This window comes from Streptomyces sp. NPDC006174, assembly GCF_040614075.1.
Classification (GTDB): Bacteria; Actinomycetota; Actinomycetes; order Streptomycetales; family Streptomycetaceae; genus Streptomyces.
In genome coordinates this window covers 127350-133813 of the sequence record NZ_JBEXTJ010000020.1, presented here as the reverse complement: position 1 = coordinate 133813, position 6464 = coordinate 127350, and the positions used below count along the sequence as shown (strand labels likewise).

At 69.7% G+C, this 6464-nt stretch carries 4 protein-coding genes; all 4 read left to right on the top strand.

All coding sequences use genetic code 11. The features are described 5' to 3' along the window. Nucleotides 1-222: 222 nt before the first annotated feature. The 4 genes from secD (at nucleotide 223) to ABZ267_RS32470 (ending at nucleotide 6415) form a co-directional block, all read left to right on the top strand. On the top strand, nucleotides 223-1998 hold the full coding sequence (secD, locus tag ABZ267_RS32485; RefSeq protein WP_356754320.1) for a protein translocase subunit SecD: 1776 nt from the start codon (nucleotides 223-225) through the stop codon (nucleotides 1996-1998). 1 nt (nucleotide 1999) lies between these two features. Then, a complete protein-coding gene (gene secF, locus ABZ267_RS32480; RefSeq protein WP_356754318.1) occupies nucleotides 2000-3088 on the top strand; it encodes a protein translocase subunit SecF in 1089 nt (362 codons plus the stop codon). Beyond that, nucleotides 3088-3639 carry an adenine phosphoribosyltransferase gene (locus ABZ267_RS32475; RefSeq protein ID WP_356754316.1) on the top strand — a complete coding sequence of 184 codons (552 nt, stop codon included), beginning with the start codon at nucleotides 3088-3090 and terminating at the stop codon, nucleotides 3637-3639. Before secF ends, ABZ267_RS32475 begins: the two co-directional genes overlap by 1 nt. Nucleotides 3640-3787: 148 nt before the next feature. Next, nucleotides 3788-6415, top strand: a complete 2628-nt coding sequence (locus tag ABZ267_RS32470) for a RelA/SpoT family protein (RefSeq protein WP_356754314.1) — start codon at nucleotides 3788-3790, stop codon at nucleotides 6413-6415. The last annotated feature ends 49 nt before the right edge of the window (nucleotides 6416-6464 follow it).

Below are 6464 nucleotides of genomic sequence, written 5' to 3'. Positions count from 1 at the left end.
GTCGGCGTCAGCCTGGCCCTGAACGTCGCGGAGAGCACCATCGCCGACGGACAGCGCGAGCTCGGCCTGCGCGAGGGCTTCGACATCGGCCTGGACGCGCCCACCGGCGCGCGGCGTCCCCGGGACCGTGCAGGTCGTCTGCGGGGGCGGGTCCCCACAACACTTCGTGGCCGCTCGGGCGCGTACCCGGCGCGGGGCGGTTGGACAGGGAGAAACGAAAAGGTGGCAGCACCCAAGAAGGGCCGAGGGCCGTCCGGCGGTCAGGGGAGGCCGGGGCGTGCCCTGGGTCTGATCCTCATCGCCATGGTCGCGCTCACCGGCGGGATGTTCCTGTCCGGGCACACCACACCGAGGCTGGGCATCGACCTCGCCGGCGGGACGTCGATCACGCTCAAGGCGAAGAACCAGCCCGGCAAGCCGAACGCGATCAACCCGACCAACATGGACACCGCGGTCGGGATCATCGAGCGGCGCGTCAACGGTCTGGGCGTCTCCGAGGCCGAGGTCCAGACCCAGGGCAGCGACAACATCATCGTCAACATCCCCAAGGGGACCAACTCCGAGCAGGCCCGGGAGCAGGTCGGTACGACCGCCCAGCTCTACTTCCGGCCCGTTCTGACGGTGGCGGCGAGCGGCCCCGAGCAGCCCGCGCCCTCCGGCTCCCCGACCCCTTCGGGCAGCGCCACGCCGAAGCCCGGTGAGTCCGCCACGTCGGACGACAAGAACAAGGGCGAGGAGGCCACCGGCGAGGAGGCCACTCCCTCCCCGAGCGCCACCACCCAGGGCCGTGCGGTCAGCGAGGGCCTGAAGAAGGCCCCCACCCCGACGCCCACGGGCTCCGCCGAGCCCAAGCCGTCCGACTCTCCCGACGCATCGCCCTCCGCGGACCCGGCGACGGCCAAGCTCCAGGAGGAGTTCGCCAAGCTCGACTGCACCGACCCCGAGCAGCGCGCGGCGGCCGGCAAGGACGCGACGCCCACCGACTCCATCGTCGCCTGCGGCTCGAACGTCCCCGGCAGCTACGAGAAGTACGTGCTCGGCCCGGCCGAGGTCTCCGGCAGCGACGTCGACGACGCCCAGGGCGCCATCGACCAGCAGAGCGGTCAGTGGATCGTGTCGATGGAGTTCAGCTCCGCCGGCGCCAAGAAGTTCCAGACGATCACCAGCCGGCTCTCGCAGCAGCAGCCCCCGATGAACCAGTTCGCCATCGTTCTCGACGGCGAGGTCGTCTCCGCGCCCTCGGTGCGCACGGCGCTCAGCAAGAACGCCCAGATCTCCGGCAGCTTCGACCAGCAGTCCGCCGAGGACCTCGGCAACATCCTGTCCTACGGTGCGCTCCCGCTGACCTTCGAAGAGGTCAGCGTCACCACCGTGACCGCCGCCCTCGGCAGCGAGCAGCTCAAGGGCGGCCTGATCGCCGGTGGCATCGGTCTGGCGCTGGTCGTGATCTACCTGGTCGCCTACTACCGCGGGCTGGCGTTCATCGCCCTGCTCAGCCTGCTGGTCTCCGGCATCCTGACGTACACGATCATGTCCTTGCTGGGCCCGGCCATCGGCTTCGCGCTGAACCTTCCGGCGGTCTGTGGTGCCATCGTCGCCATCGGTATCACCGCGGACTCCTTCATCGTGTACTTCGAACGCGTGAGAGACGAGATCCGCGAGGGCCGCACCTTGCGCCCGGCCATCGAGCGCGCCTGGCCCCGGGCCCGGCGCACCATCCTGGTCTCCGACTTCGTGTCGTTCCTGGCGGCCGCGGTGCTCTTCCTCGTCACCGTCGGCAAGGTCCAGGGCTTCGCGTTCACGCTCGGCCTGACCACGCTGCTCGACGTCGTCGTGGTGTTCTTCTTCACCAAGCCCCTGATGACGCTGATGGGCCGGACCAAGTTCTTCTCCCAGGGCGGTTCCTGGTCCGGTCTGGACCCGAAGCGGCTCGGCGCCCAGCCGCCGCTGCGCCGCTCGCGCCGTGTCAGCGCTTCCACCGAACCGAAGGAGGCGTGAGATGTCGCGACTCGGCAATCTCGGCGCCCGGCTCTACCGAGGCGAGGTCGGTTACGACTTCATCCGCAACCGCAAGATCTGGTACGGCGTCTCGATACTGATCACCATCACGGCCATCGTCGCCGTGGCGGTCGGCGGCCTGAACATGGGCATCGAGTTCAAGGGCGGCGCGGTCTTCACGACCGACACCAAGGCCAAGATCTCCACGGCCCAGGCGACGGACGTGGCGACCGAGGCCTCGGGCCACATGGCCATCGTCCAGGAGCTCGGCAACGGCGGTCTCCGTATCCAGATCACCGAGGTCGACACGGCCAAGGCCAACGAGATCAAGGAGACCCTCTCCGACGAGCTCGGTATCCCGGCCGAGGAGATCAACGCGGACCTGGTCGGCCCCAGCTGGGGTGAGCAGATCGCCAACAAGGCCTGGACGGGTCTCGGGGTCTTCATGATCCTGGTGGTGGTCTATCTGGCCATCGCCTTCGAGTGGCGGATGGCCGTCGCCGCCCTCATCGCGCTCATCCACGACATCACCATCACGGTCGGTGTCTACGCCCTGGTCGGCTTCGAGGTCACGCCGGGTACGGTGATCGGTCTGCTGACCATCCTCGGTTACTCCCTGTACGACACGGTGGTGGTCTTCGACAGCCTCAAGGAGGGCCAGAGGGACATCACCAAGCAGACTCGCTTCACGTACAGCGAGATCGCCAACCGGTCGATCAACAGCACGCTGGTCCGCTCGATCAACACCACCGTGGTGGCGCTGCTGCCGGTGGCCGGCCTGCTGTTCATCGGTGGCGGTGTCCTCGGCGCCGGCATGCTGAACGACATCTCGCTCTCGCTCTTCGTCGGCCTCGCCGCCGGTGCGTACTCCTCGATCTTCATCGCCACGCCGCTCGTCGCCGACCTCAAGGAGCGCGAGCCGCAGATGAAGGCCCTGAAGAAGCGGGTCCTCGCCAAGCGGGCGGCCGCTGCCGCCCGGGGCGAGTCCCCGGAGGACGACGGCCACGAGGAGCCGCGTGAGGACGCCGCGACCGCGGGCTCGGCCATCGGCCGCCCGCGTTCGCACGGCCGCACGCCGGGGAAGCGCTGATGACCAGCACCACCGAGTCCACCCGGGCGCTGCTGCTCAGCCGGATCCGCGATGTCGCGGACTATCCGAAGCCGGGCGTGGTGTTCAAGGACATCACGCCGCTGCTGGCGGACCCGGTGGCCTTCACGGCGCTCACCGACGCCCTCGCGGAGCTGTGCGTACGGCACGGCGCCACGAAGATCGTCGGCCTGGAGGCCCGCGGCTTCATCCTGGCCGCGCCCGTCGCCATCCGGGCGGGCATCGGCTTCGTACCGGTCCGCAAGGCCGGGAAGCTGCCCGGAGCCACGCTCTCGCAGGCCTACGAGCTGGAGTACGGCAGCGCGGAGATCGAGATCCACGCCGAGGACCTCGTCGCCGAGGACCGGATCATGGTCATCGACGACGTCCTGGCCACCGGCGGCACGGCCGAGGCCTCGCTGGAGCTCATCCGGCGGGCCGGCGCCCAGGTCGCGGGCGTCTCGGTCCTCATGGAGCTCGGCTTCCTCGCGGGCCGGGCCCGGCTGGAGCCGGGGCTGCGCGGCGCTCCGCTGGAAGCGCTGATCACGGTCTGAGAACCGCCGAGAACGAAGGGCGGGCACCCGGGAACATCCGGGTGCCCGCCCTTCGTTCTCCAAGCTCCCACCGTCCCCGGGCGAGGTCCCGCCGGGGGATCGTTACCATGGGCTCTCCGGGTACCCCGGATCCGCACGAGGAGCGCTCTTGCCAGACGAGGCCCAGTCAGCCGCCGCCCCGCAGCCCGACAAGCCCGCGGCGTCCCCCGCCACGCCCGGGAAGGCCGCGCCCTCGAACGCGCCGAAGCCCGCGCCCCCGGAGCCCGATCGAGCGTCCGAGCGCCCCCCGGCCGCCGCGCAGCCGTCCCAGCCGCCTCAGCCGAAGAAACCGGCCACTCCGACGAGCCCGCCGTCGAGCGCGCAAGCTCCCGGGACCAAGGCGCAGACCCCGGCCACACCGCAGCCGAAGCCCCCGGCCCCCACGCCTCCGCCGCCCGTGAAGCCCGCCGTCCCGGCCGGATCCGCACCTCGCTCCGGCGGCTCCTCCAACCGCGTGCGGGCCCGCCTCGCCCGCCTGGGCGTACAGCGTTCCAGCCCGTACAACCCGGTCCTGGAGCCCCTCCTCCGTACGGTCCGCGGCAACGACCCCAAGATCGAGACGGCCACGCTCCGCCAGATCGAGCATGCCTACCAGGTGGCCGAGCGCTGGCACCGCGGCCAGAAGCGCAAGAGCGGCGACCCGTACATCACGCACCCGCTCGCCGTCACCACGATCCTCGCCGAGCTGGGTATGGATCCGGCCACGCTGATGGCCGGGCTGCTGCACGACACCGTCGAGGACACCGAGTACGGCCTGGACACCCTGAAGCGCGAGTTCGGTGACCAGGTCGCGCTCCTGGTCGACGGCGTCACCAAGCTGGACAAGGTCAAGTTCGGCGAGGCCGCGCAAGCCGAGACCGTACGCAAGATGGTCGTCGCCATGGCCAAGGACCCCAGGGTCCTGGTCATCAAGCTCGCGGACCGCCTGCACAACATGCGCACCATGCGCTACCTCAAGCGGGAGAAGCAGGAGAAGAAGGCCCGCGAGACGCTGGAGATCTACGCCCCGCTGGCGCACCGGCTGGGCATGAACACCATCAAGTGGGAGCTGGAGGATCTCGCCTTCGCGATCCTCTACCCCAAGATGTACGACGAGATCGTCCGCCTCGTCGCCGAGCGCGCCCCCAAGCGCGACGAATACCTCGCCATAGTGACCGACGAGGTCCAGTCCGACCTGCGCGCCGCCCGCATCAAGGCCACCGTCACCGGCCGTCCCAAGCACTACTACAGCGTCTACCAGAAGATGATCGTGCGAGGCCGCGACTTCGCCGAGATCTACGACCTGGTGGGCATCCGCGTCCTCGTCGACACCGTCCGCGACTGCTACGCGGCGCTCGGCACCGTCCACGCCCGGTGGAACCCGGTGCCCGGGCGGTTCAAGGACTACATCGCGATGCCCAAGTTCAACATGTACCAGTCGCTGCACACCACGGTGATCGGCCCCAGCGGCAAGCCCGTCGAGCTCCAGATCCGTACGTTCGACATGCACCGCCGCGCCGAGTACGGCATCGCCGCGCACTGGAAGTACAAGCAGGAGGCCGTCGCCGGCGCCTCCAAGGTCCGTACCGACGTCCCCAAGAACACCGGACGCGGCCAGGACACCGTCAACGACATGGCGTGGTTGCGCCAGCTCCTTGACTGGCAGAAGGAGACCGAGGACCCCAGCGAGTTCCTGGAGTCCCTGCGCTTCGACCTCTCGCGCAACGAGGTCTTCGTCTTCACACCGAAGGGCGACGTGATAGCGCTGCCCGCCGGCGCGACCCCGGTCGACTTCGCGTACGCCGTCCACACCGAGGTCGGCCACCGGACCATAGGAGCACGCGTCAACGGGCGGCTCGTCCCGCTCGAATCGACGCTCGACAACGGCGACCTGGTCGAGGTCTTCACCTCCAAGGCGGCCGGCGCCGGACCCTCGCGGGACTGGCTCGGCTTCGTCAAGTCGCCGCGCGCCCGCAACAAGATCCGTGCCTGGTTCTCCAAGGAGCGCCGCGACGAGGCCATCGAGCAGGGCAAGGACGCCATCGCGCGGGCGATGCGCAAACAGAACCTGCCGATCCAGCGCATCCTGACCGGCGACTCCCTCGTCACCCTCGCCCACGAGATGCGCTATCCGGACATCTCCTCCCTGTACGCGGCGATCGGCGAGGGCCATGTCGCGGCGGCCGGCGTCGTCCAGAAGCTGGTGCAGGCGCTCGGCGGCCACGACGAGGCCAACGAGGATCTGGCCGAATCCACTCCGCCCTCGCACGGCGGCCGCAGCAAGCGCCGCGCCAACGCGGACCCCGGTGTCGTGGTCAAGGGCGTCGAGGACGTCTGGGTCAAGCTCGCCCGCTGCTGTACGCCGGTCCCGGGCGACCCGATCATCGGCTTCGTCACCCGTGGCAGCGGCGTCTCCGTGCACCGTGCCGACTGCGTCAACGTGGAGTCGCTCTCGCAGCAGCCCGAGCGGATCCTCGACGTCGAATGGGCACCGACCCAGTCCTCGGTCTTCCTGGTCGCCATCCAGGTCGAGGCGCTGGACCGCTCCCGGCTCCTCTCCGACGTCACCCGGATCCTCTCCGACCAGCACGTCAACATCCTGTCGGCGGCCGTCCAGACCTCCCGCGACCGCGTGGCCACCTCGCGCTTCACCTTCGAGATGGGCGACCCGAAGCACCTCGGGCACGTCCTGAAGGCGGTACGCGGCGTGGAGGGCGTTTACGACGTCTACCGGGTCACGTCGGCGCGCAGGCCGTAACAGCACCTACGAGAGGGGCCCCGGTACGCATCGCGTACCGGGGCCCCTC

Bases quoted from the DNA above. Each gene is read 5' to 3' on its own strand.
- secF (WP_356754318.1), top strand. From the start codon at position 2,000: ATGTCGCGACTCGGCAATCTCGGCGCCCGGCTCTACCGAGGCGAGGTC.
- ABZ267_RS32475 (WP_356754316.1), top strand. From the start codon at position 3,088: ATGACCAGCACCACCGAGTCCACCCGGGCGCTGCTGCTCAGCCGGATC.